General features: G+C 63.1%; 24 protein-coding genes. 8 read left to right on the forward strand and 16 right to left on the reverse strand.

The genetic code is table 11. The annotated features are described in order from the left end of the window. Positions 1-6: 6 nt before the first annotated feature. From ACFRFQ_RS20415 to rimP, 7 genes are all read right to left on the reverse strand, one after another. Positions 7-1,011 (reverse strand): bifunctional oligoribonuclease/PAP phosphatase NrnA, encoded by a 1,005-nt coding sequence (locus ACFRFQ_RS20415; RefSeq protein ID WP_378661424.1) that lies wholly within the window; start codon positions 1,009-1,011, stop codon positions 7-9. A 12-nt stretch (positions 1,012-1,023) separates the two neighbouring features. Then, positions 1,024-1,509 carry a 30S ribosome-binding factor RbfA gene (gene rbfA / locus ACFRFQ_RS20420; RefSeq protein WP_378661426.1) on the reverse strand — a complete coding sequence of 162 codons (486 nt, stop codon included), beginning with the start codon at positions 1,507-1,509 and terminating at the stop codon, positions 1,024-1,026. Positions 1,510-1,658: 149 nt separating this feature from the next. After that, positions 1,659-1,949: a DUF503 domain-containing protein gene (locus ACFRFQ_RS20425; RefSeq protein WP_138873119.1), complete on the reverse strand. Its 291-nt coding sequence runs from the start codon at positions 1,947-1,949 to the stop codon at positions 1,659-1,661. Between the two features lie 140 nt (positions 1,950-2,089). Next, positions 2,090-5,095, reverse strand: a complete 3,006-nt coding sequence (gene infB, locus ACFRFQ_RS20430) for a translation initiation factor IF-2 (RefSeq protein ID WP_378661429.1) — start codon at positions 5,093-5,095, stop codon at positions 2,090-2,092. A gap of 108 nt (positions 5,096-5,203) precedes the next feature. Next, entirely contained in the window at positions 5,204-5,554 is a 351-nt protein-coding gene (locus tag ACFRFQ_RS20435; protein ID WP_045067292.1) for a YlxR family protein, read from the reverse strand. 44 nt (positions 5,555-5,598) lie between these two features. Next, positions 5,599-6,630: a transcription termination factor NusA gene (gene nusA, locus ACFRFQ_RS20440; protein WP_033234910.1), complete on the reverse strand. Its 1,032-nt coding sequence runs from the start codon at positions 6,628-6,630 to the stop codon at positions 5,599-5,601. Next, positions 6,627-7,232: a ribosome maturation factor RimP gene (gene rimP / locus ACFRFQ_RS20445; protein ID WP_378661434.1), complete on the reverse strand. Its 606-nt coding sequence runs from the start codon at positions 7,230-7,232 to the stop codon at positions 6,627-6,629. Before rimP ends, nusA begins: the two co-directional genes overlap by 4 nt. A gap of 283 nt (positions 7,233-7,515) precedes the next feature. Here rimP and ACFRFQ_RS20450 point away from each other — a divergent pair, with 283 nt between their 5' ends. Further along, positions 7,516-8,019 carry a hypothetical protein gene (locus ACFRFQ_RS20450; RefSeq protein WP_378661437.1) on the forward strand — a complete coding sequence of 168 codons (504 nt, stop codon included), beginning with the start codon at positions 7,516-7,518 and terminating at the stop codon, positions 8,017-8,019. Between the two features lie 5 nt (positions 8,020-8,024). Beyond that, on the forward strand, positions 8,025-8,462 hold the full coding sequence (locus tag ACFRFQ_RS20455) for a ferritin-like domain-containing protein (RefSeq protein WP_378661605.1): 438 nt from the start codon (positions 8,025-8,027) through the stop codon (positions 8,460-8,462). 51 nt (positions 8,463-8,513) lie between these two features. Here ACFRFQ_RS20455 and ACFRFQ_RS20460 read toward each other — a convergent pair whose 3' ends face one another. Further along, a complete protein-coding gene (locus tag ACFRFQ_RS20460; RefSeq protein ID WP_378661440.1) occupies positions 8,514-9,926 on the reverse strand; it encodes a DHA2 family efflux MFS transporter permease subunit in 1,413 nt (470 codons plus the stop codon). A 70-nt stretch (positions 9,927-9,996) separates the two neighbouring features. Between ACFRFQ_RS20460 and ACFRFQ_RS20465 the strand changes: the two genes are divergently transcribed. From ACFRFQ_RS20465 to ACFRFQ_RS20475, 3 genes are all read left to right on the forward strand, one after another. After that, positions 9,997-10,626 (forward strand): TetR/AcrR family transcriptional regulator, encoded by a 630-nt coding sequence (locus ACFRFQ_RS20465; RefSeq protein WP_378661443.1) that lies wholly within the window; start codon positions 9,997-9,999, stop codon positions 10,624-10,626. Between the two features lie 93 nt (positions 10,627-10,719). Next, positions 10,720-11,232 (forward strand): nuclear transport factor 2 family protein, encoded by a 513-nt coding sequence (locus ACFRFQ_RS20470; protein ID WP_378661446.1) that lies wholly within the window; start codon positions 10,720-10,722, stop codon positions 11,230-11,232. Further along, positions 11,229-12,059 (forward strand): SDR family NAD(P)-dependent oxidoreductase, encoded by an 831-nt coding sequence (locus ACFRFQ_RS20475; protein ID WP_378661449.1) that lies wholly within the window; start codon positions 11,229-11,231, stop codon positions 12,057-12,059. The genes ACFRFQ_RS20470 and ACFRFQ_RS20475 overlap by 4 nt, the downstream gene beginning before the upstream one ends. On the opposite strand, the gene ACFRFQ_RS20480 is transcribed toward ACFRFQ_RS20475, so the two are convergent. Further along, on the reverse strand, positions 12,021-13,034 hold the full coding sequence (locus tag ACFRFQ_RS20480) for a DMT family transporter (RefSeq protein WP_378661452.1): 1,014 nt from the start codon (positions 13,032-13,034) through the stop codon (positions 12,021-12,023). The genes ACFRFQ_RS20475 and ACFRFQ_RS20480 overlap by 39 nt on opposite strands. On the opposite strand from ACFRFQ_RS20480, the gene ACFRFQ_RS20485 reads away from it, so the two are divergent. Both ACFRFQ_RS20485 and ACFRFQ_RS20490 read left to right on the forward strand, forming a co-directional pair. Then, positions 13,033-14,433: a PLP-dependent aminotransferase family protein gene (locus tag ACFRFQ_RS20485; protein ID WP_378661455.1), complete on the forward strand. Its 1,401-nt coding sequence runs from the start codon at positions 13,033-13,035 to the stop codon at positions 14,431-14,433. The genes ACFRFQ_RS20480 and ACFRFQ_RS20485 overlap by 2 nt on opposite strands. Before the next feature lie 50 nt (positions 14,434-14,483). Beyond that, a complete protein-coding gene (locus ACFRFQ_RS20490) occupies positions 14,484-14,909 on the forward strand; it encodes a pyridoxamine 5'-phosphate oxidase family protein (protein ID WP_138873109.1) in 426 nt (141 codons plus the stop codon). A gap of 52 nt (positions 14,910-14,961) precedes the next feature. On the opposite strand, the gene ACFRFQ_RS20495 is transcribed toward ACFRFQ_RS20490, so the two are convergent. From ACFRFQ_RS20495 to ACFRFQ_RS20515, 5 genes are all read right to left on the reverse strand, one after another. After that, a complete protein-coding gene (locus ACFRFQ_RS20495) occupies positions 14,962-15,741 on the reverse strand; it encodes a nuclear transport factor 2 family protein (protein ID WP_378661458.1) in 780 nt (259 codons plus the stop codon). Continuing rightward, entirely contained in the window at positions 15,738-17,468 is a 1,731-nt protein-coding gene (locus ACFRFQ_RS20500; RefSeq protein WP_378661461.1) for an acyl-CoA dehydrogenase family protein, read from the reverse strand. The genes ACFRFQ_RS20495 and ACFRFQ_RS20500 overlap by 4 nt, the downstream gene beginning before the upstream one ends. 58 nt (positions 17,469-17,526) lie before the next feature. Next, on the reverse strand, positions 17,527-18,186 hold the full coding sequence (locus ACFRFQ_RS20505) for a rhomboid-like protein (protein ID WP_378661608.1): 660 nt from the start codon (positions 18,184-18,186) through the stop codon (positions 17,527-17,529). Between the two features lie 22 nt (positions 18,187-18,208). Continuing rightward, on the reverse strand, positions 18,209-18,880 hold the full coding sequence (locus ACFRFQ_RS20510) for an O-methyltransferase (protein ID WP_138873105.1): 672 nt from the start codon (positions 18,878-18,880) through the stop codon (positions 18,209-18,211). A gap of 78 nt (positions 18,881-18,958) precedes the next feature. Beyond that, on the reverse strand, positions 18,959-20,704 hold the full coding sequence (locus tag ACFRFQ_RS20515) for a proline--tRNA ligase (protein ID WP_378661465.1): 1,746 nt from the start codon (positions 20,702-20,704) through the stop codon (positions 18,959-18,961). Positions 20,705-20,759: 55 nt separating this feature from the next. Here ACFRFQ_RS20515 and yaaA point away from each other — a divergent pair, with 55 nt between their 5' ends. Then, positions 20,760-21,503, forward strand: a complete 744-nt coding sequence (gene yaaA / locus ACFRFQ_RS20520; protein WP_033234924.1) for a peroxide stress protein YaaA — start codon at positions 20,760-20,762, stop codon at positions 21,501-21,503. A 12-nt stretch (positions 21,504-21,515) separates the two neighbouring features. Here the strand turns inward: yaaA and ACFRFQ_RS20525 are convergent, their stop codons facing one another. Together ACFRFQ_RS20525 and ACFRFQ_RS20530 are read right to left on the reverse strand one after the other, a co-directional pair. Beyond that, entirely contained in the window at positions 21,516-23,024 is a 1,509-nt protein-coding gene (locus ACFRFQ_RS20525) for a YdiU family protein (RefSeq protein WP_378661468.1), read from the reverse strand. Positions 23,025-23,059: 35 nt separating this feature from the next. Beyond that, a complete protein-coding gene (locus ACFRFQ_RS20530) occupies positions 23,060-23,488 on the reverse strand; it encodes a CBS domain-containing protein (protein WP_138873102.1) in 429 nt (142 codons plus the stop codon). Between the last annotated feature and the right edge of the window lie 65 nt (positions 23,489-23,553).

The following is a 23,553-nucleotide window of genomic DNA, read 5'->3' on the forward strand; positions in this document are numbered from 1 at the left end:
GGACCCTCACCCTAATGCGGCAATCAACGCCGCAACCGTCTGCTCACTCGAATCGGTCGAGGTGTAGCCAGCAGAGAGCCGATGACCACCGCCACCAAGACTCTCCGCAACAGCCGAGACGTCGACATCGGTCTTCGCGCGCAACGATATCGACCAACTGCCGGTGTCCGACTCCTTCAGAACCGCGGCAACTTCGGCTTCCGCTGTGGTCCGCACGATGTCGACGACACTCTCGATTTCCTCGGAGCGCAAATCTCCGATGTCTTCGCGTCGGATCACCGCGTACACCAGACCACGACCACCCGCGGCGCTGCGCACCAACGTCGCCGATCCGAGCACCGACGACAGCATCGGCAACCAGCCGAACGGATGAGTATCGAGGAGTTGCCGAGCGATGGCGTCCCCGTCGATGCCAGTGGCCAGTAATCGGGCCGCGAGGACATGCGTCGACGGCCCGCCCCACCGGAAGGACCCGGTATCGGTCACCAGTCCGGCATACAGGCAATGCGCTACGTCACGATCGATCTCGACGCCCCACGAATCGAACAACCGTGCCAGCAGGGCCGTCGTCGATGCTGCGGATTCGTCCACGACGTTGATCGCACCGAATTCCGAATTGGATCGATGATGATCCACGACGACGGTGCTGGCCGCACCCGCAAGCCGATCCGCGAGGGCACCCAGGCGCCCGGTGCTACCCACGTCGACTGTGACCAGGACATCCACCTCGGAACGCACGGCGGCCGGTGGAACCAACAGATGCAGAGCGGGGAATCCGAGCATGGACTCGGGTAGGTCCGCCGGCCGACTGAACGCGACCTGGACCGAAACTCCCCTACGCTCGAGCACCAACCCCAGCGCCAGACCGCTTCCGATCGTATCCGCGTCAGGCTGGACGTGGCACAGAACAGTTACCGTCCGAGCCGCATCCAGCACGTCGATTGCCCGCGCGAAATCCACCAGGCAGGGATCCTCGCAAGAATCTCCGTCAGCGCGTGCGGTGATCGTCATCCTCGCTGCGAGTCAGTCGAAGTCTCGAGCATCCGAGGCGGCGACATCATCCTCGTCGTCTGCCGCTACTCGTGGCTCCTTGTACGGATCTGCGTCACCGGCAGGCTGGGCTCCCTCACGAGCCTTGGCAAGCTCGCCGTCGGCGGCACGCGCCCGCGCCAACAGCTCTTCCATATGGCGCGCGGTATCAGGGACGGTGTCCGCGACAAACGTCAGCGTCGGTGTGAAACGGACACCGGTGCCGGCGCCCACCTTCGACCGGAGAACACCCTTGGCCTTCTCGAGACCGGCTGCAGCAGCTTCGACGTCCGGTGCGGAATCGAGCTTCTCACCCATCACGGTGTAGTACACAGTCGCATCGTGCAGGTCGTTGGTGACCTTCGTGTCGGTGATGGTCACAAAGGCAAGCCGCGGATCCTTGATCTCGTGGTCGATTGCAGTCGCGACAATCGTGCCGATTCGTTTTGCGAGCTTACGGGCCCGGGCGGGATCCACCATGATCTCTGTCTCCTTCTCCCTGGACTTTCGATTCCACGGACATTCGATTCAACGCACATCCGATACGAGATAACTCGATCGTTCACAATGTTCGATTTACAAGAATTATTACCGACACCAGTCTTGTGCATCGCCGCCCACCGACCAAATCAGTCCTCGGGACCGAAGATGCGTCGTCGAACGGCGAGTAGCTGCATTTCCGGTCGTGCTGCAACCGCTCGCTCACAACGATCGAGCACGTCGTGCAGATGATCCATCGACGAACTGACAGCAGCAACGCCGACCAAGGCGCGACGAAGACGCCCCTGCTCGCCGGCTTCCGCCGCACTGATACCGAAACGTCGCAGTTCAGTCAGAATCGGCGACACCAGCGAACGCTTTTCCTTGAGGGAGTGGACATCTCCGAAAAGAATGTCGAACTCCAATGCACCTACGAACATATTCCCCCAGACATATTTCTCGTCCGCCAGACCGCTTCCTCGGTATAGCCGAATGGACTCTCCCGGACATTGAGTTCAATGTCCAGGAGAGTCCATGTCAGTGCGTACTCACGAGCGCCCCCAGCGCCCGTGGCGACCTACTAGTCGCGCGGCTTCTCACGAAGCTCGTAGCACTCCAGAACGTCACCGATCTTGATATCGGAGTAGGTGACGGTCAGACCACATTCGTAGCCTTCGCGAACCTCGGTGGCGTCTTCCTTCTCCCGCTTGAGCGAGGAGATGGTGACCGTCTCGGCGATGACCTTGCTGTCGCGGATGAGACGTGCCTTGGCGTTGCGACGGATGCTGCCCGACGTGACCAAGCAACCGGCAATGTTGCCGATCTTGGACGAGCGGAACATCGCGCGGATTTCCGCCTTGCCCAGCTCGACCTCTTCGTACACCGGCTTGAGCAGACCCTTGAGAGCCTTCTCGACCTCGTCGATGGCCTGGTAGATCACCGAGTAGTACCGGATGTCGACACCCTCGCGGTTCGCCAGCTCGGTCGCCTTGCCTTCGGCACGGACGTTGAAGCCGATGATGATCGCGTTGGAAGCCGCTGCCAGGTTGACGTTGGTCTCCGTGACGCCACCGACACCACGGTCGATGACGCGCAACTGCACCTCGTCGTCGATCGGGATAGCCAGCAGTGCCTCTTCGAGAGCCTCGACGGTTCCCGAGTTGTCGCCCTTGAGGATCAAGTTCAGCTGCGAATGTTCCTTCAGAGCTGCATCGAGATCGTCCAAGCTGATGCGCTTGCGGCTCTTCGCTGCCAATGCGTTGCGCTTACGTGCATTGCGACGGTCAGCGATCTGACGGGCAATACGGTCCTCGTCGACCACGAGCAGGTTGTCGCCTGCACCGGGGACGGACGTGAAGCCGATGACCTGAACCGGACGCGAAGGCAGTGCTTCGTGGACGTCCTCGCCGTGCTCGTCCACCATGCGGCGGACGCGGCCGTATGCATCACCGGCGACGATGGAATCGCCGACGCGCAGCGTTCCGCGCTGGATGAGCACTGTGGCAACGGGGCCACGGCCACGGTCGAGGTGAGCCTCGATCGCAACACCCTGTGCATCCATGTCCGGGTTTGCACGCAGATCCAAGGAAGCATCCGCGGTCAGCAACACAGCTTCGAGAAGCTGATCGATGTGCAGACCCTGCTTCGCCGAGATGTCGACGAACATGGTGTCTCCGCCGTATTCCTCGGCGACCAGTCCGTACTCGGTCAGCTGCTGACGGATCTTGTCCGGGTTAGCGCCTTCCTTGTCGATCTTGTTGACCGCGACCACGATCGGCACGTCGGCCGCCTGGGCGTGGTTGATCGCTTCCACCGTCTGCGGCATGACACCGTCGTCGGCTGCGACAACAAGGATCGCGAGGTCGGTGGCCTTGGCACCACGAGCACGCATGGCCGTGAAGGCCTCGTGACCGGGGGTGTCGATGAACGTCACGAGACGCTCGTTGCCCTCGAGCTCGGTGAGCACCTGGTAAGCACCGATGTGCTGCGTGATGCCGCCGGCTTCGCCCTCACGGACGTTGGCCTTACGGATCACATCGAGCAGACGGGTCTTACCGTGGTCGACGTGGCCCATGACGGTGACCACAGGCGGACGGGACTCGAGGTCCTCTTCTCCGCCGGCGTCCTCGCCGTAGGTGAGGTCGAAGTGTTCGAGCAGCTCACGGTCTTCGTCCTCAGGGCTGACGACCTGAACGACGTAGTTCATCTCACCGCCGAGAAGCTCCAGCGTCTCGTCGTTGACCGACTGCGTTGCTGTGACCATCTCGCCGAGATTGAACAGTGCCTGCACAAGTGCTGCGGGGTTCGCATCGATCTTGTCTGCGAAGTCGGACAGCGATGCGCCGCGAGCGAGACGGATGGTCTCGCCGTTGCCGCGAGGCAGCCTGACGCCACCGACTGCGGGAGCCTGCATGCTCTCGTACTCGGCGCGCTTTGCCCGCTTCGACTTACGGCCGCGACGAACTGCTCCGCCGGGACGACCGAATGCACCTGCTGCTGCGCCGCGCTGACCGGGACGGCCACCGCCACCGGGACGACCGCGGAAACCACCTGCGGGAGCTCCTCCACCGGGAGCACCTGCACCGGCACCTGCGCCGCCGCCGGGAGCGCCGCCACCGCGGTACCCACCGCCGCCGCCACCGGGACGACCGCCGGGAGCGCCACCGGGACGGCCCGGACGACCTGCGCCGCCACCGGGCGCGGGACGAGCGGAACGAGCAGGCATTGCACCCGGGTTCGGGCGAGGAGGCATGGAGCCGGGGCTCGGACGGGGTCCGCCCTGACCTGCGGGCGGACGAGGTCCACCCTGGCCGGGAGCCGGACGGGGACCGCCCTGACCCGGAGCCGGACGAGGTCCACCCTGGCCCGGAGCCGGACGGGGACCACCCTGACCCGGAGCCGGACGAGATCCACCCTGCGCCGCGGGACGCGGAGCGCCCGGACGAGGACCACTCTGGCCCGGAGCCGGACGAGGTGCCGGACGCTCAGCCGGAGCCGAGGAGTACGGGTTGTTGCCGACGCGCGGAGCCTTGGGCATCGGACGAGGTCCACCGGGCTTTGCGCCGGTCGACGGTGCCGCCGGAGCAGCTGCAGCAGGAGCTGCCGGTGCCGCGGGAGCAGCCGGAGTCGGACGAGCCGGCTTCGGAGCATTACTGGGGGCAGCCGGCGCATTGAACGTCGGCGTGGGAACTGCCGGCGTCGTAGGAGCCGGAGCTGCGGGAGCGGACGGTGCTGCCGCGGCCGGGGCCGGAGCTGCAGCAGCCGGGGCTGCCGGTGCCGCGGGAGCGGGTGCGGCCGGCTTGGGGCCGGGACGCTGACCGGGACGCGGTGCGCCGGGCTTTGCTGCCGACGGCGACGGTGCGCCCGGCTTTGCTGAGGGCTTTGCCGCTGCGTCACTGGACGCGGGCTTGGTTTCTGCACCACCGGCAGACGGGAAGGACTCCCGCAGACGACGTGCGACGGGCGCCTCCACTGTGGATGACGCAGACTTTACGAACTCGCCCTGCTCTTTGAGCGTTGCGAGTAGTTCCTTGCTGGTAACACCGAGCTCTTTAGCCAACTCGTGTACGCGGGCCTTGCCTGCCACTGCTCTCCTCACTGATGAGGTCGAGCAGGAGGCATCCCACAGATGTGGGTCCCACACGACCTCGGGTTATAGCCGATGGACGTTCATCGTTGGTGCTTCACGGTGTGCTCATGAGTGCTTGTGCCTGTTCTTCTCGAGAGGTACTGCTTTTGTGTGAACTGCGTCGACCAGCTGGTCGACAGCGGACGTGTCCAGATTTCCGGACACTCGCAGTGCTCTGCTGAATGCTCGGCGCCGCTCTGCCAGGCTCAGGCAACTCGGATCCAGGTGCAGCCATGCACCTCGACCGTGGAGCCTTCGCAATACGTCGGGGACAAGCAGGGAACCCTCCGGCCCCTGCCCACCAACCACGACCCTCAACAGATCGGCAGCCGACCCTTGTTCCCTGCATCCCACACACGTTCTGACCGGCGAACCGGGCGTCGCGCGCGCAAAATCCGAGGACTCACGTCGAACCATCGTCTACTCTACCGTCGAACCGTCTGGAACACTGCATTCCACCGTTATCCGTTTGACGCGCCGGAGCGATCCGACGCGTCGTCGACTGGCGCCGCATCGCTCCGGATGTCGATACGCCAACCGGTCAACCGCGCAGCAAGGCGGGCATTTTGACCCTCCTTGCCGATGGCCAGCGAGAGCTGGAAATCAGGCACGATAACTCGAGCTGCACGGGCATCGAGGTCGACAACAGTGACGGAGACCACTTTCGACGGCGAGAGTGCGTTGCCCACAAATGTCGCGGGGTCCTCGTCGTAGTCGATGATGTCGATCTTCTCGCCGGCAAGTTCGCTCATGACGTTGCGCACGCGCTGGCCCATGGGGCCGATGCATGCACCCTTCGCATTGAGACCGTGAACTCGCGAGGCAACCGCGATCTTGGAGCGGTGGCCCGCCTCGCGGGCGACATTGATGATCTCGACACTGCCGTCGGCAATTTCGGGCACCTCGAGTGCGAACAGCTTGCGAACCAGGTTCGGGTGGGTGCGCGACAGTGTGATCTGCGGACCGCGGGCGCCGCGGGCGACACCGACGACGTAGCACTTGATGCGCTCGCCGTGCTCGTAGCTTTCACCCGGAACCTGCTCGGCGGGCGGAAGAAGTCCTTCCGTGCCGTGTGCGTCGCTACCGATTCGCACGACGACCATGCCACGCGAGTTCGCGCGGGTGTCCCGCTGGATCACACCGCCGACGATTTCACCTTCGTGCGTCGAGTACTCGCCGAAACTACGCTCGTGCTCGGCATCACGCAGACGCTGCAGGATCACCTGACGCGCGGTGGTGGCCGCGATCCGGCCGAAGCCCTCAGGGGTGTCGTCCCACTCGGCACCCACCATATTTCCGTCGGAATCGGTGTCGTGAGCCATGACCCGCACCGATCCGGTCTTGAGATTGACGTCGATCCGAGCGTTCTGCTTGTGGCCCTCGGTGTGTCGGTACGCCGTCAGCAGCGCGGTCTGGATCGTGGCGATCACCGTTTCGATCGGGACGCCTTTTTCGGCTTCGATCGCTCGCAACGCTGCAATGTCGATATTCACTTGTCGAACCCTTCTTCGTTATCTACGTCGTCTTCGTCTTCTTCGGAATCGAGCACCTGTGCATCGGACTCATCGAGGTCCGTATGCACTGCCCGACCCTCCGGAATTCCTCCGGCCAGTTCGAGTTCTGCCTCGCTCGGCTTCGAAAACTCGACCTGCACAACAGCTTTCTGTACGTCCGCCAGTGGTATCTCGCGCACAGTCAGACCGCCGCGACCGTTCATGACCACCGCCACCGATTCCTCACCGAGGGCACCGATGCGACCGACGACGGTCTCGTCGGCAAGATCGATGCGCGCCTTGCGCCCGCGTGCCCGACGCCAATGTCGCTCGGCCGTCAGCGGCCGATCGATCCCGGGCGACGTGACCTCGAGCGTGTACGGCGCTTCCCCGATTTCCTCGAGGCTGTCGAACAACTCGGAGACGAGCCGACTGATCTCGGCCGCGGCATCGAGTTCGATACCGGCATCACTGTCGACCATGATGCGAACGGCGCTGTGCTTGCCCGCATTCGTGACCACGACGTCCTCGACGTCGTAACCCTTGGACTGCACGAGTTCGGAGACCAGCTCGATAACCCTGTCCTTCGATGGCACCGGCATCTCGCGAACTCCTCGTTTCAGTTGTCGTCGATTCGCATCGACTCGGCGTTGTCAGTCTCTGCGGCCTGAGGTCTGTGTGACTTGGATCCGTGTGATTTAGGTCTCGATGTAGCAGGTACCCAGTTGTGGGCACGCCAAAGACACCAATCACCACACGGTCCGGCCAAGCATCCAAGAGTACCGCCCATTCGAGATGCCTGCGACCAGACCGACCGTTACACATCACACTCGAACACGTTCGCCTGATTCGAACGAATCGCGCGCTACCTGGCACCATGGACGAGTGCTGACGCCCCTATCCACCACCTCCCACTCCCGCCGGAGTGCGCTGAAGATCGCAGGTGCGGCATCGATCGGCGCCATCGCCTTCGCGGCCACAGCGTGTACTGACAACGGCTCCGCCCAGGCCGCCGTCGAAGTCGACCAGCTGACCTCGCAGGCTGATCGCGCGCGAGCGGACGCCGCCGCTGCGACCAATTCGATCGCCCTCGCACCGGAACGTGTTGCCGCGCTCACGACGATCAGCGCAGAGCGCACCGCTCACGCCGATGCCCTCGATGCCGAGATCGCGCGAGCAGCCGGCGGGGGTGCGGGCACAACATCAGCGCCGTCAGCGTCGTCGACTGCGCCCACAGCACCCGCCGGGGTCGACTCCGTGCGCACATCGCTCACGGAATCTGCTCGCAGTGCCGCCGACCTTGCCCGGACGGCATCGGGCTATCGCGCCGGACTGCTCGGTTCGATCAGCGCGGCGTGCGCCACACAGGCGGCGGTACTACTGCCGTGAACTTTCTGCGCACATCGACAACCAGCGATTCAGCAGTGCTGGACGCCATCGAATCCGAGAACGCCGCAATCTTCGCTTACGGCGTCGTCGCGGCGTTTTCCAATCCGGCTCGCGCCAACGAGGTTGCCACACACATGGCAACCCACCGGGCTCGCCGGGACGCTTTGTCCGACATTGCCGTCGACGCGGGCCTCACTCCCCCGATAGCGGCCGCCGGCTACGACATCCCGTTCCCGGTCACCGATGCCATCACGGCGGCGCAGTTGGCGGCACAGATCGAAGCCGACACCGCAACTGCCTACCGCGCGTTGATCGAGCAGGCCGATTCCGACGACCTCCGTACTTTCGGGGTCGAGGCACTCACCGATGCGTCGATCCGCGGGGCTGGATGGAATCTCGCGCTCGGGACAAGTCCGGCAACGTCGGCGTTTCCCGGCGAATAGTGCTGTGCGCCTTTATTAACCGCGGGCGGTTAACAAGGGCGCACAGCAGACTTACTTCCGACTCGGTACGAACCACGCCGCGACTACTGCGACGAGGACAAAACAACCCCCGACGCGTAGGGCGGGCGTGAGCGCTTCGCTGTAACCGAGCGGCGTCAACGCTCCACCGGCAGCCAGGAACACGGCTGTCAGGACCGCGATTCCCAAAGCAACGCCGATCTCGCGCAGTGTTGCGTTGGTCGAACTGGCTGTCCCGTGATCCGGCGCGTCCATGTCGACGAGTACCGCGGTTGCGTTGGGCGCGAAGGTCAGCCCCATGCCTATTCCGGCCATGAGAAGTGCGGGGACGAGTGAGGCGTACGTGGCGTCGGGATCGATGCGAGCCGCCAACCAGAACAACGCGCCGGCCTGCAGACCGAGGCCGGTGAGCAGCAGCGGCCGCAGTCCCACTTTCGGGGCGAGGAAGCCGGCGAGCGGCGCGAAGACCATCGGTGCCGCCGTCCACGGAAGCGTCCGCAGCCCGGCTTCGAACGGGGTGAATCCCATTGCGATCTGAAGGTACTGCGAGAGCAGGAACACCGCACCGAAGATGCCGATCGAGAAGGTCAAGCCGATCACGTTTGCCATCGAGAAGCTTCTCGATCGGAACAGACGCAGCGGCATGACGGGGTGCGACGTGGTTCGTTCGCGAACAACGAACAGTCCCAAGGCAATTACGGCACCTACCAACGATGCGACAACACCGATAGAGCCCCAACCGTCGTCGTTGCCGTGAACGATGCCCCAGACTGCGAGGAACACGCCGAGTCCGGCCAGCGCAACACCGGCGACGTCCAACGGCTGCGTTCGCCCGGTCGATTCGCGTAGTGCATACAGCGCAAGAGGTACAGCGACGATAGCCACCGGCACGTTGATCCAGAAGATCCCTTGCCACGAGAAGCCGTCGACCACAGCGCCGCCCACCACCGGACCCATCGCGATACCAAGTCCCGACACCCCACCCCAGACGCCGATTGCCATGGCGCGCTTGGCTTCCGGAACTGCAGCCACCAGCAGAGTCAGCGACAGCGGCATGATGGCAGCGGCGCCGACGCCCTGAACGGCGCGTGCAGCGATCAACAGCCCCGCCGACGTCGACAGCGCGGAGGCGATCGATGCTGCCGTGAACAGTCCGATCCCACCCACGAACATGCGCCGACGGCCCCAGCGATCGCCGAGCGTCGTCGCCGACAACATCAGCGTCGCAAATGCAAGCGTGTACGCGTTCATGAACCATTGCAGCTGACTCACGGACGCATTCAGATCTTTCTCGATCACCGGCAATGCGCTGGTCATCACAAGATTGTCGAGAGTCGCCATGAACATCGGCAGGGAGGCGGCAACGATCGCTATCGCGACTGGTACTGCTCGCCTGCGGGTCCCTTCCGAACCGGATGCGGCACCGGCATTCGCCAAAACAGTCATTGCACGCCTTCGCTTAGGTATCAGTTGATTACTTATTTGAAGCTAAGTTATCAACTGATAACCTGTCAACATGTCGAGCGAAGATTCCGCCTCACCCAAACGAAGGATGAGCGCGCCCCAGCGCCGGGCGCTTGTCCTTGAAGCAGCCACCCGGGCCTTCGCCCGCGGCGGATATTCAGGCACCAGCACCGATGCCGTCGCGAAGGAAGCCGGCGTCTCGCAGCCGTACATCGTTCGCATGTTCGGAACGAAGGCAGAGTTGTTCCGCGCAGTGTTCGCCCGAGCGCTCGACGAAATCGTCCGAACCTTCACAGAAAAGCTGGAGACACTCGATGCCGAGCCCGACAAGCCCGAGTTCTGGGCCGAACTCGGTTCCGCATACGGCGAACTGATCCTGGACCGCGACCTTCTACTCGTCATGTTGCACGGATTCGCCACCAGCACAGACGACATCGCCACCGTGTCACGATTCGCAATGTCGAAGATCTACAGCCTGGTGCGCGATCGGACCGGCTGCACCCCTGAGCAGGCTCGAATGTTCATCGCCAACGGCATGCTCATCAACAACCTGCTCGCGATGAAAGCACCGGAACACCTCGACGAGGATCCCGCGCTGGGAGAACTGTGCGCCAGCGTCTTCAGCGAGTCAGCCGCAACGACGCTCTCGGCAACCGCGCCGACATCCGACTCGGAAACCTGACCGGCCACTGGGATTTACGTCACATGTGTGATGGAGCGCACCATAGAGTCATGTTCCGACACATCACGGAAAACCAGACGAAAAGGACCGACGTTGGATCTTGCACAACGCATCGACGCCCTCGAGCAGATCGAAGAGATCAAAAAGCTCAAGTACAACTACTGGCGCGCCTGTGATGCCAAGGACCCGGTCGCGTTCCGCAACAGTTTCATCAAGAGCGGCGCGTCCATCGACTACGGCCAATTGGGGGCGTTCGACGACGCGGGCCCGATGGCCGACATCTTCACGGCCGTCGCCCTCCGCAAAGTCGACGGCAACTACGCGGTACTCGACATGCACCACGGACTTCACCCGGATATCGAAATAATTTCGGAGACTTCCGCACTCGGCCGGTGGACGCTGCAGTTCCGCCAGATCGACACGGTCGCTCGCACTCAGAAACTGATGACGGGCGAATACGACGACGCGTATGTGCTCGAAGACGGAGAGTGGAAGATGAGCCGCTGCCATTTCACGGAGACATGGTCGATGACCACCCCCTTGCCGGCTGAGGCGGTCCTCGCCGAGGGATCGGTGGGGAGTCGATCGGTGGGGAGTGAACGATGAGTGAATCAAAAGTCGCACTGGTAACCGGCGCGAGTCGCAGTGTCGGCAAAGGAATCGCATTGGCGCTGGGCAGCGACGGCTGGACCGTGTACGTGACCGCGCGCGGCGAAGTCGGCACCGACAGCCCTCTCGACGCGGCGGCTGCGGAGATCACCGAGCGTGGTGGCCGAGGCATCGCCGTTCAGTGTGATCACGGCGATGATCAGCAGATCGTTGACCTCTTTGCCCGCATTGCCGACGAGCAGTCCGGACGCCTCGATCTCCTCGTCAACAACGTGTGGGCCAACCCCGCCGGCTACGCAGGGTTCACGGATCCGTTCTGGAAACGCCCCGTCGCCGACTGGGACTCGCTGATCGGAATCGGTCTGCGTGCGCATTACGTCGCGTCCGTGGAAGCAGCCAAGTTGATGGTTCCGCGCGGAAGCGGTGTCATCGGCAATATCTCGTCATTCGGCAGCCGCGGCTACCTGCATTCGGTGCTGTACGGGATGTCGAAGACCGGCCTCGACAAGATGGCCGCGGACATGGCAGTCGAACTCAAGGGAACCGGCGTCACCGCATTGTCCTTCTGGCTCGGCCTGATTCGCAACGAGCGGATGGAGGCCAGCGGAATGGAGAGCTTCGAGGGCTTCTCCTTGGCGGAGGCGGAAACTCCGGAATTCGTCGGCCAGGTCATCACGGCACTAGCCAACGATCCGGAGGTCAACTCCCGCAACGGGCACACTCTGATCACAGCAGAGACTGCGCTCGACTACGGAATCACCGACGCCAACGGCAAACAGCCGGCCTCACATCGTGCTGCATTCGGCGGCGGCCCGCTCTTCTGAGCCGCCAAGACCCGACGCCGTAGCGGCACCGTCAACACGCGGCGCCGCTACGCGCGCACTGTCAACACGCGGCGCCGCTACGCGCGCCTTGAGCGCAAGCCACGCACAACCGATGACCACAATTCCGCCGGCGACGATGGACATCGACAATGCCTCGCCCAGGATCAATGCCGACCACGCGATGCTGAGAACCGGTTGAACCAACTGCGTCTGACTCACTGTGGAGATCGGCCCCATGGCAAGTCCGCGATACCAGGGGAAGAAGCCGAGGAACATGCTGATGACACCCAGGTAGGCAAACGCAAGCCACGAACTGGCGTCAGCGTGAACAGGCGTATTCACCATCGACACAACGCTCATGGTGGCAGTGACGGGCAGTCCGAGAATCAGCGCCCAGGCGATTGTCTGCCACGAACCGATTTCGCGGGCCAACAAAGCTCCCTCGGAGTACCCGAGCGCAGCGCAGATCACTGCCCCGACAAGCAGAAGGTCCGCGAGATGAAACGATCCGAGCCCGCCGTTCGCGAAGGCGACGAACACTGCGACCGACATCGCGCCGGCGCCGCTCGCCCACCAAAATCCCTTGCTCGGCCGCTCCTTACCGCGAACGACGGCAAACACGGCCGTGACGGCCGGCAGTAGCCCGATCACGACGGCAGCATGACTTGCGGGTGACGTCTGCAAGGCGAAGGTGGTGAACAAGGGAAATCCGAGGACCACTCCGGCGGTCACGAGCGCAATGCGTGCCCACTGCCGAACGCTGGGGATGGCGGCGCGTGTTGCCAGCAGAATCATCGCCGCCAAGGCTCCTGCTACTACTGCGCGGCCCGCGCCGATGAAGATCGGGTCGAGGTCGCCGACGGCGATTCTGGTCAGTGGAACTGTGAACGAAAACGCCAGAACTCCCAGGAGCCCCCACCACAGACCCGATAGCGGTGCCGATTCCTTCGCGATAGCGCTACTATTGTCATTCATGTCCCACGATAGCAGTAGTCGACGGGTTGTCGACGGCCTGCGCACACTGATCACGTCGTCGTCCGCCGGAATGCAACTCCCGTCCACCCGGACGCTGGCAGCAACTCACGGCGTCGGGCCCGTCACCGTCCAGCACGCAATCCGCCAACTTGTCAGCGAAGGCCTTGTCGAGACTCGGCCAGGTTCGGGGAATTTCGTTGCTCGCGCACGCACACCTCAGGTATCCGACTATTCTTGGCAGACAACGAGTCTCGGACCGAGCCGCGTCGACGCCAACCCCATCGGATCGAGCATGCTGACGGTCACGGCAGACACGATCTCGCTGCACAGCGGCTACCCCGCGGACGAACTGCTTCCCCTTCGGCAGATCCGCGGAGCACTGTCGAGGGCTGCGCGGAGCTCTCATGCAGCGCGCCGACCGCACGCCGCCGGGCTCGGAGAACTCCGCGAGTGGTTTGCCCACGAGCTCACTGCCGGTGGCGCTACCACAGTTCGTGATTCCGACGTCCTGATCACACCGGGCGGACAGAGCGCGTTGTCTTCGACATTCCGGGCGCTGGCAGGTCCCGGTGATGCCATCGTGATGGAGTCACCCACGTATTGGGGTGCTATCGCCGCCGCCAAGCAAGCCGGGTTGACCGTTGTGCCCGTCGCCCGCGGGACCAACGCGCCGGATCCGGATGACCTTGCCACCGCGTTCGAACTCTCCGGGGCGCGCTTGTTCTATGCGCAACCGCATTTTGCCAACCCCACCGGAGCGCAGTGGTCGGATACAGAGCGGCAGTCGATCATGAAGGTTGTTCGCGATCACGGTGTGTTTGTGATCGAGGACGATTGGGCACACGATTTCGGAATCGACGCCGACGTCACTCCCCTGGCTGCGAACGACCCCGACGGTCACGTGGTCTATGTCCGGTCGCTCACCAAGAGCACGTCGCCGGCGCTGCGGGTCGCGGCCGTTGTTGCACGCGGTCCGTCGCGACGGCGAATCGAGACCGATCGCACCATCGACGATCTGTACGTCTCCGGAATTCTGCAAGCAGCAGCGGTCGACGTCCTCACCCAACCTTCGTGGATATCTCATCGGCGAACCGTTCGCGAACTACTCCGCGAACGGCGAGACCGCCTGATTCGCGAATTGGACACTCATGCAACGGAACTCACGCTCACCCATATGCCTGCCGGTGGACTGAACTTATGGCTGCGTATGCCGGACGGTTCCGATCCCGAAGGTTTGGCAACTCGGTGCCTTTCGCAAGGCCTCTCGATTTCCCCTGGGGCCGAGTGGTTTCCAGCCGAACCTACCGCCGCCTATATTCGACTGAACTTCGGCGGCTCGCATCCGGATCGTTTCGAGGAAGCCGCCCGGATCCTGGCCGATCAACTCGTCCCACGATGAGGAAGCCGCAACTCTGGCCAGGCTGGCGAATACCGCTGTAGTGTCGGGTGATGGCACTCTCCGAAAATGAGCGTGAACAGTTTCTGGCCGAACCGCACGTAGCAGCACTGTCGGTGGCGAACAGCTCCGAGCGCGGCCCGTTGACGGTCCCGATTTGGTATCTCTATTCACCAGGTGGCAGTCCCTGGGTTCTCACCGGAAAAGGATCGAAAAAGGCCCAGCTCATTGAGTCTGCTGGGCACTTCTCGCTCATGGCGCAACAACTCGAGCCGACCATCCGCTACGTGAGCGTCGAAGGATCCGTGGAGAAAATCGTGCCAGGGACCGACGAGATGCTGGTCGAAGTGTCGCGGCGATACTTGACCCCGGACAAGGTTGACGGATATCTCGACTTTGCTCGCTCCCAACTGGGCGAGCAGGTCGCGATCTACATGAATCCGCACACCTGGTTGTCCGCCGACCTCGGCACTCTCTAAAGACCAGCGACGCAGGCTCGGCGCACAATCGCAGTGCGCCGAGCCAATCGCTTCAGCTCTCGGTGAAGAACCGCACGCGGTTGATCCGATGCCCCAAGGGCTCGAATCCGAAGAGTGCGATAGCCGGTTCACCGCACACGACGACGCTTGCCGTGACGGTACGGCCGGCAGCGAGGACCTTGCCCCGGCTCACCCCGACCAGAAGGTCGTTGGCGTCAGCGGTGGACAGGTGCGTCCCCGCCGGAAGTTCGACCGGAACCGGCGGAATCCGACCGACTTTCGCGGCGTCGAGGAATCGTGTCGCTGCCAGCTTGCCCTTGGACCCGACGCCGAGGATGCCGCGTGAGAATCCGAGCGCTCCCCCGATCCCCTGATTGGAGAGCAACTGCGGCGTCAGTTTGACCGCCGCCTTGACGCCAGCCGCGCCCGCAGTGGAAAGCTGACTCAACATGGTTGCCAATTCCCAATGGGCGTACAGGGTTCCGATCTGTAACGAATCCGGCTCGCCGACCAGGTCGTAGCGCAGATGCATCGGCACGTTCAGTACTACGCCGGTCGACATTTCGGTAGCGAGACTGAGATCGCGCCACACTGTTCGGCCGCACACGATGTCGCGCTCGACATGGAACGTGATGGTGTTCGGAGCAATGAACGTGTCGTAGAAGCGCTCGATCGATGCCCGCCCGTTGTGCGGGCGCGAACCAACAGGATCATTGACCTGACCTTCGGAGCTGAACAGCGACACCCACGCCGAACGATCATGTGCACCCACAGCTTTGGGAGATCCCTCGACCACCGCCATCAACTGATCGCGGGTTGCCAACGCGCTCATGCGCGCATCTCGTAGGCGCCGTCGTAGGCCTTGACCTGCTGCCACACGCGATCGAAGCGCTCACCGTCGACGACGGGTTTGCGCACGGCTGCCAGCGCCCAGGCCTGCTGCTCGGGCGTCGACGACGGTTTTCCGTGCAGCGCAATCGCATAGCCGGAGAAGTCGCGAATCTGGAAGTCGAAGATCTGATCCACGACGTCGGTGTCGAGTCCGGTGATCTCGGCCTGCTCGAGGATCAGATGCCCGTACACGACGAGCGAGAACAGATGCCCGACGTTGAGCATGAAGTCGAGATCCTTTTGTTGCGCCGCATCCGGCGCTGCGGATGTCAGCAGTTCGGTCAACGCGATAGCCTGCTCGTAGAAGCGTGCGACATTCGGAATTCCGGAGTGCTTCTCGTACACCGGCTTCCATTCGTGGAATCTGATCTTCGCCGCGCCTCGAGTCGGTCCCTGATTCCAGAAGAACTCGTCGTCGGCGGCGTCGTCTCGCGTGGCGATTTCGGGGAACTGCGCCGGATTGAAGAGATAGTTGGGCAGGAACTTGAGGATCAAGCCCACATTGACGTGAACGGTGCCTTCGAGCTTGGGCAATGTGCCGATCACTTGCGCGGCCTCCCGGAAGTACGTGGACTTCTCGTAGCCCTTGGCAGCGATCACGTCGTGCAAGAGTCCGACAACGCGCTCGCCTTCGGAGGTGACCTTCGCTTTGGTCATGGGGTTGAACAGCAGGTAGCGACGGTCGTCGAGACTCGCACTGCGGAAGTAGTCGACGGCCCGCGCACTGAACTGCTTCATCGCAACCAGTCGGGAGTACGCGTCGACAAATGCCGCGCGGACGTGAGCGAAATCGGTGACGGGATTTCCGTACAGAATCCGGTTCTGCGCGTGAGTGATTGCCTCGAAAAACGCGTGTTCGCTGATCCCGATCGAACCGGTGCAGAGGTTGAACTTTCCGACGTTCACGGTGTTGAGCGCTGCCTCGAACGCCGCGACACCGGTGTGCAGGATGTCTTCCTCACGGACCGGGTAGTCCTCCAGCCGGAAGTTGCTGACATACATCTGACCTCGGAGGACATTGTCGACGAGGTGGTAGTTCGGGTGCGCGCTGTCCGCGACGAAGAACACATACCCCTCGGGACCGTCGACGTCCGTGCGACGACCGAATACCGACACCATGCCGGCGACGTTGCCGTTGCCGATGTAGTACTTCTCGCCGCTGGCCCGGAAGGCAACATCGCCGTCTGCCGGGGTCAGGAGCATGCCTGTGGAGTAGACGTCGGCGCCGTGGTCACGCTCGGAGAGTCCGAATGCCATGACTCCACCGTCGGCGAGTTCCTGCGCGGCACGCTTTTTTGCGGCCTCGTTCTCGCTCATCCAGATCGGTCCGAGTCCGAGAATCGTGACCTGCCACGCGTACCAGTACGCCAGTCCGTAAAAGCCGAAGATTTCACTCAGTGCGGCGTTGCGGGAACCGTCCCAGCGACGGTTCTCGTCGCCGTCGGCAAAAGCAGCCGGAGTCTGGAATGTCGAGAACAACTTCTCCTTCTTGACGAAGTCGAGGAAGTCCGACACCCAGACAGCGTCGAGGTCGTCCTGCAGGAGCTGCTTCTTGCCGCGGTTTTCGAACCACTCGACTGTTGCCAGCAGCAGCCTGCGGGTCTCGGGATCGAATCGGGCAAAATCTTCGGTGTGGGGGTTGAACAGCAATCCGTCGGTGTCAGACACGTCATACCTTTCGTCGATACCGTAAACCTACCAGCGAGTAACTTAGGTTGGGAAGGGTTCACGAAGCCGGTGCGGTTCTGCGCGACTGCCATAGATCCGCGGGATTCCACACCCCGGCCCGAGCACGCGTCAGCGGATAACACGCCACACCGAGCAGCAGTGCGGACATATGCCCGACCGCCGTGAACGTGGTGGCAAAGATCAAGGGCACAGCATAGAAAACCAGCGCCCCCGTGATGTAGACGTATCGCCACGGCTTGGCAATCAGATAGACCAGAACGCCGACAACACCAGCCAACCCGTAGCTGACACCGACATCGAGGGTGTTGACGGCCGACTGCGCAACATATCCGTGCCGAATACCTTCGTAGAGAACACCTTCACTGATGTAGGTGGCGCCGACGTGAGCGATGACCACAACGCACAACCACCGCCACGTCCCGAGCCACCGCTCTGCGGTGGCATGAAAAATCGTGAACAGAACGAGATATCCCAGCCAGCCACCACCTTCGAGCCAGAACGCGCTGGAAAACAGAACGCGGATCGGATCTTCGGAAAGATGATGCAAGTTAGTCGAACGTCTGCCGAGAAAGTGTTCCTGAACATTGTCCGGGAGGTGCCGCAGGAACAACGTGGTGAAGAGAAGGGCCAACAGCCAGATATACGTGCCCGGCGCGCTCCGCACCCACAGCCATACCGTCTTCGCTGCCCCCAGCATCCTCACCGCTTCGAGTGTGCGCTCACTCGTTGACTACTGCAACGGCGAACCCGTCCCACCCCTTCGATCCGACGGTCTGGATCGCGGTGCCGTCGAGTCGCGGTTCAGCCGCGATCATCTCGAGAACGGCACGACTGGCCTTGACCCGCTCGTCGTCGATGTCAGGATTCGAGACGTGTCCTCCACGGACGACGTTGTCGACGACGATGACAGTGCCCGGGTGAGACAGCGCTAACGCCCATCGCACGTATTCGCTGTTGTTTTCCTTGTCAGCGTCGATGAACACCAGGTCGAACGGCCCGAGTTCTTCCTTCGCGATCAGCGGCAAGCTGTCGAGGGCAGCGCCGACGCGGATGTCGACCCGATCGGCAAGTCCGGCGCGTTCGATGTTGGCGCGCGCGACCTCGGCGTGTGCCGGCTCGAATTCCAGACTGATGACGCGGCCGGACGGTCCGACCGCGCGGGCCAGCCAGATGGTGCTGTAGCCGCCCAGAGTTCCGATTTCGAGAACGTTGCGCGCCAAGCACATTCGAGCATAAAGATGCAGGAGTTTGCCTTGGTTCGGCGCTACGTCGATAGGCGGCAAACCGGCCGCAGTATTGGCGGCGAGTGCCGCGTCGAGGACCGGATCTTCACCTACCAACGTGGAGACAAGGTAACCGTCGACTTCTGCCCAATCCGGTTCGCGTTCCATAGCCACGATTGTGGCAGAAAAGAAGGGCCGCCGCAGACACCTCGAATGGTGTCTGCGGCGGCCCGCACATCTTTCGGATCAGCCGCGAACTGCGGCGATGATCTCCTCGATTGCCGAATCGGCGTCGATTTCGCGGCTTTCGCCGGTGAAACGGTCGCGGATTTCGACCTTGCCGTCAGCCCAACCACGGCCGACCACAACGATCAACGGAACACCGATCAGCTCGGAGTCCTTGAACTTCACTCCCGGCGATGCCTTGCGGTCGTCGAGGATGACTTCGAGTCCGGCGCGGTCGAGCTGCGCTGCGAGGCCTTCGGCGCCTTCGCGAGCGGTCTCGTCCTTGTTTGCAATGACGAGGTAGACGTCGGCCGGTGAGACCTCGGCGGGCCAGCGCAGACCCTTCTCGTCGTGATGCTGCTCGGCGATGACGGCAACGAGGCGCGAGACGCCGACGCCGTACGAACCCATGGTCGGGCGAACCGGCTTGCCGTTCTCGGCGAGGACGTTCACGTCGAACACGTCGGTGTACTTGCGTCCGAGCTGGAAGACGTGACCGATTTCGATACCGCGGGCGGAGACCAGCGTGCCGGCTCCGTCCGGGGACGCGTCGCCGTCGCGAACCTCGGCAGCTTCGATGGTTCCGTCTGGCGTGAAATCGCGACCGGCAACGAGGCCGACAACGTGCTTGCCGTCTTCGTCGGCGCCGGTAATCCAGCTGGTGCCGTCGACGACGCGCGGATCGACGAGGTAGCGAACACCGTTGGCCTGCAGAGCCTTCGGTCCGATGTAGCCCTTGGCCAGGAACGGGTTGTTCGCGAAGTCGGTCTCCGTGATCATGACGAACTCGGCAGGCTCGAGTGAAGCTTCGAGCCGCTTCTCGTCGACCTCACGGTCGCCGGGGATGCCGATGCCGAGGAGTTCCCATTCACCACCGGGCAGACGGGTCTTGACCATGATGTTCTTGAGGGTGTCGGCAGCGCTGATCGTGCGACCCAGGTCGGCACCGTTCGCCCAGTCCACCAGGGTGTCGATGGTGGGCGTGTTCGCGGTGTCGTAGACCTTGGCCTCGGGCAGGCCGTCGAACGGAATCGCGTCGGGAACGACCGTCTTGACGGCCTCGACATTGGCTGCGTAGCCGGATTCGAGGCAGCGGACGTAGGTGTCTTCGCCGATCTCGCTCTCGGCGAGGAACTCTTCGGATGCACTGCCGCCCATTGCGCCAGAGGTGGCCGAGACGATGACGTACTTGACGCCCAAACGCGTGAAGATCTTCTCGTACGCGTCGCGGTGCGCCTGGTACGACGCCGTCAGTCCCTCGTCGGTGAGGTCGAAGGAGTACGAATCCTTCATGAGGAACTCGCGGCCGCGCAGAATGCCGGCACGCGGACGCTCTTCGTCGCGGTACTTGGTCTGCACCTGGTAGAGGGTGACCGGGAAGTCCTTGTACGAGTTGTACTCACCCTTGACGGTCAGAGCAAAGAGCTCCTCGTGGGTCGGGCCGAGCATGTAGTCGTTGCCCTTGCGGTCCTTGAGACGGAACAAGTTGGGACCGTACTCGGTCCAACGGTTCGACGCTTCGTAGGGGTCGCGCGGCAGCAGAGCAGGCAGCAGGATTTCCTGTCCGCCAATGGCATTCATTTCTTCACGGACAACGCGCTCTACCTCGCGCAGCACCCGCAATCCCAGCGGCAACCACGAGTAGACGCCTGGAGCGATACGGCGCACGTAGCCGGCGCGAACCAGCAGTTTGTGGCTGGCAACTTCGGCGTCCGAGGGATCGTCACGCAGGGTACGCAGGAACAGGTGGGACAGACGGGTAATCACGAGGTACAAGGATAGTCGGCGCTGTACCTCGGACGGGCGTCGGTACGGTATCGGGGTGCTTGTATTGCTGCCTCCCTCAGAAACCAAGTCCGACGGCGGCAAGGATGCGCCCCTCGATCTGGCTGAACTGTCGATGCCCCAGTTGACCGAAACGCGCGAATTGCTGGTGCAGACGCTTGTCGATCTGGCCGCCGACGTCGACGCCTCGTGCCAGGCTCTGGGGCTCGGACCAACCCAGGCGGACGAGGTGGAACGCAACGCCAAACTGTGGGTCTCGGCAACCCGCCCCGCGCTTCAGCGATACACCGGCGTGCTGTTCGACGCCCTTGACGCGAAGTCGTTCACGCGTGCTCAGAAGGCCAAGGCACTGGATCGGATCGCGATCGGTTCCGCTCTCTTCGGTGCGGTCCGCGCCGGTGATCTGATTCCCGCCTACCGCCTCTCCGGCGGGTCCAAGCTGCCCGGGATGGGGACGCTGCGCTCACTGTGGAAGCCGGAACTGCCGAAGGCGTTGGCCGCCGAGGCCGACGGACTTGTCATCGACTTGCGATCCGGAACCTACCAAGACCTCGGACCCGTTCCGGACGCGCTGATCGCAACGGTCCTCACCGAGAAGCCCGACGGAACCCGCACGGTGGTCAGTCACTTCAACAAACACCACAAGGGTCTGCTGGCGCGGGCGCTCGTGGTCTCACGCGCCGAACCGAGCGACATCAAGGGAGTCGCCCGAGTGGCGTCGAAGGCGGGCCTGCGCGTGGAAATCGCGTCGGAGCGCGAATTGATCATCCTGACGGATTGACAGCTCCCGCGATCAAGTGCCACAGAAGGTTTGGAATGTTTCACTGAAAGACTCCGGGGCCGCCTCGGTGTAGTCGGACCACTCCTCGCGTCGGTCGAACGGATGCGTGACTACCTCCAACAGCTTCTCGAAGGGAACGAGGTCACCGTCAGTCGCGGCACGCAGGGCGGCATCGAGCTGATGATTACGCGGAATGTAGAGCGGGTTGACGCGGTCCATCGCGCTCGCGGTCTCCACGGCCTCGCGTCCCTGTTCCGTCAGAGAGCCGTGCCACCGCTGCAACCAAGGCGCAATGTGCTCCCGTGGCACGAGGTCGTCGAGGGGCGCCGAATTTCCGCGCAGTTCGTCCGCGAGAGCACGGAAGCTGCCCGTCCAATCGGCACCGTGTTCCGCCAACAACGTCAGCAGATCGTCGACAAGCCCTCGATCGACGATCGGATGGACCAAACCGAGCTTTGCCGCCATACCGGCCGCATAGTGGCCCTCGTAGTGCTCATCGAAGGTGTCGAGAATTGCCGACGCCACGGAAATCGCATCGTCGGGTGTGGAATCGATCAGCGTCAACAGTGTTTCCGCGAAGCGCGCCAGATTCCACTTCGCGGCAGTGGGCTGATTGCCGAACGCATAGCGGCCGCCGCCGTCGATCGAGCTGAACACTGCCGACGGATCGAATGCGTCGAGGAAGGCGCAGGGACCGTAATCGATGGTCTCCCCCGAGATGGTCGTGTTGTCGGTGTTCATCACCCCGTGCACAAATCCGGTGAGCATCCACCTCGCCACCAGTGACGCCTGCGCCTCGACCACCGCCTCGAAGAACCTCCGGTAGCGATTGATCGCCCCCGTTGCGGGCAGTTCGGTCAACTCCGGGTAGTGGCGGGCGATCGCGTAGTCGGCGAGCGGCTGCAAGATCTCGCCTTGCCTCGCCGCGAACTCGAAGGTCCCCACTCGAAGGTGACTGGATGCGACCCGTGCGAGCACGGCGCCGGGTTCGGCGCCGCTGCGGCGAACGGGCCGACCCGTCGCCACCACCGACAGCGCGCGCGTAGTGGGGATACCGAGCGCATACATCGCCTCACTGACCAGGTATTCGCGCAGCATCGGCCCGACAACCGCATACCCGTCACCGCCCCGCGAGAACGGCGTGCGCCCCGAGCCCTTGAGATGCAGATCTACTCGCCGACCGTCGCTGGTCAGGAGTTCACCGAGCAACAATGCCCGACCGTCCCCGAGAATCGGTGCGTATCCACCGAACTGATGACCCGCATACGCCATCGCCACCGGTGTGGCCCCGACCGGCACCGTCGACCCGGACAGGACGCCAACCCCGTCCACACTTCGCAGAGCTTCTACGTCCAACTGCAACGACGCAGCCAGCGGCTCGTTCACGACGAGCAACTGCGGATCAGGCGCAGCGGCACCTTGCCACGGCACCGTCAAAGCGCCAAGCTCGTCAGCGAAAGTGCTCTCGAGGCCGGCCACGGGAGCGTCCGCGCCTGCTGTGGAATCCTGGATTGCAGCCATCACACGAGAGTAGTCACCGTGAGACAACCCCTCGATCAGCCCTGGTCGATGTACGACTCGAGGTGATCGCGCTCGCTCTGCAACTCGTCGATCCGGCTCTTGACCACGTCGCCGATGCTGACGATCCCGAGCAGCTCGCCGTCTTCGATGACCGGTAAGTGTCGGATGCGGCGCTCGGTCATGATCGCGGCAATGCTGTCCACGGAATCAGCCGGCACGCACGTGTACATCAGCGCTGTCATTACCTCGGACACTTCGATCGCCAGCAGTTCAGGACCCCGCTCGTGCAAGCGCCGCACGACATCGCGCTCGGAGATGATTCCGACAACAGCGTCACCGTCGAGGACGACCATGGCGCCGATGTTGTGACGGGCAAGATCGCACAGCAACGCGTTGACGGTGGTATGAGCGTTGATGGTGACGATGCTGTTGCCCTTGTTGCGCAAGATATCCGCGATCCGCATCACGGCACTCCGATCCGTCGGGAAGCTCGGCCCTCAGTTAGATCGTATCCAGACGCGACGCACAA

Origin of the sequence: Rhodococcus sp. NPDC056743 (assembly GCF_042790355.1) — a bacterium.
Lineage (GTDB): Bacteria > Actinomycetota > Actinomycetes > Mycobacteriales > Mycobacteriaceae > Rhodococcus_F.

Bases quoted from the DNA above. Each gene is read 5' to 3' on its own strand.
- ACFRFQ_RS20415 (WP_378661424.1), bottom strand. From the start codon at position 1,011: ATGACGATCACCGCACGCGCTGACGGAGATTCTTGCGAGGATCCCTGC.
- rbfA (WP_378661426.1), bottom strand. From the start codon at position 1,509: ATGGTGGATCCCGCCCGGGCCCGTAAGCTCGCAAAACGAATCGGCACG.
- ACFRFQ_RS20425 (WP_138873119.1), bottom strand. From the start codon at position 1,949: ATGTTCGTAGGTGCATTGGAGTTCGACATTCTTTTCGGAGATGTCCAC.
- ACFRFQ_RS20435 (WP_045067292.1), bottom strand. From the start codon at position 5,554: ATGGTTCGACGTGAGTCCTCGGATTTTGCGCGCGCGACGCCCGGTTCG.
- rimP (WP_378661434.1), bottom strand. From the start codon at position 7,232: ATGCCGGTGCCATCGAAGGACAGGGTTATCGAGCTGGTCTCCGAACTC.
- ACFRFQ_RS20460 (WP_378661440.1), bottom strand. From the start codon at position 9,926: ATGACTGTTTTGGCGAATGCCGGTGCCGCATCCGGTTCGGAAGGGACC.
- ACFRFQ_RS20465 (WP_378661443.1), top strand. From the start codon at position 9,997: ATGTCGAGCGAAGATTCCGCCTCACCCAAACGAAGGATGAGCGCGCCC.
- ACFRFQ_RS20475 (WP_378661449.1), top strand. From the start codon at position 11,229: ATGAGTGAATCAAAAGTCGCACTGGTAACCGGCGCGAGTCGCAGTGTC.
- ACFRFQ_RS20485 (WP_378661455.1), top strand. From the start codon at position 13,033: ATGTCCCACGATAGCAGTAGTCGACGGGTTGTCGACGGCCTGCGCACA.
- ACFRFQ_RS20480 (WP_378661452.1), bottom strand. From the start codon at position 13,034: ATGAATGACAATAGTAGCGCTATCGCGAAGGAATCGGCACCGCTATCG.
- ACFRFQ_RS20490 (WP_138873109.1), top strand. From the start codon at position 14,484: ATGGCACTCTCCGAAAATGAGCGTGAACAGTTTCTGGCCGAACCGCAC.
- ACFRFQ_RS20495 (WP_378661458.1), bottom strand. From the start codon at position 15,741: ATGAGCGCGTTGGCAACCCGCGATCAGTTGATGGCGGTGGTCGAGGGA.
- ACFRFQ_RS20505 (WP_378661608.1), bottom strand. From the start codon at position 18,186: ATGCTGGGGGCAGCGAAGACGGTATGGCTGTGGGTGCGGAGCGCGCCG.
- ACFRFQ_RS20510 (WP_138873105.1), bottom strand. From the start codon at position 18,880: ATGGAACGCGAACCGGATTGGGCAGAAGTCGACGGTTACCTTGTCTCC.
- ACFRFQ_RS20525 (WP_378661468.1), bottom strand. From the start codon at position 23,024: ATGGCTGCAATCCAGGATTCCACAGCAGGCGCGGACGCTCCCGTGGCC.
- ACFRFQ_RS20530 (WP_138873102.1), bottom strand. From the start codon at position 23,488: ATGCGGATCGCGGATATCTTGCGCAACAAGGGCAACAGCATCGTCACC.